The sequence below is a fragment of the Paraburkholderia sp. SIMBA_053 genome (genome assembly GCF_046534895.1).
In the GTDB taxonomy this organism is placed as follows: Bacteria; Pseudomonadota; Gammaproteobacteria; order Burkholderiales; family Burkholderiaceae; genus Paraburkholderia; species Paraburkholderia caledonica.
The window spans coordinates 1-243 of the sequence record NZ_JAWRXU010001489.1; the positions used below are offsets into that span (position 1 = coordinate 1).

Consider the following 243-nt stretch of genomic DNA (forward strand, 5'->3'; position numbering starts at 1 on the left):
CGGCGCAGTCGAAGCCTCGGGCCAGGGCAAGGTGTGGGGTTACAAGGCCAACCAGGGCTCCGGCTATAGGGCCTACGGCGAGCAGTCGAGCGGCTACGAAGTCGAGAAATCGAAGACGCACGACAGCGTCGCTGCGCAGTGGGGATTCAGCTCGTCGGTCTCGAAGACGGACGTCGACGTGTATGGCTCGGTCACGCAGCACATCAACACGCAGAAGGCGGGCAACCTGACGGCGACGACGGG

At 64.6% G+C, this 243-nt stretch carries 1 pseudogene; it reads left to right on the plus strand.

Annotated features, from left to right (window positions below):
- Positions 1–243, plus strand: a pseudogene (locus SB753_RS40555) (hypothetical protein); the annotation flags it as partial.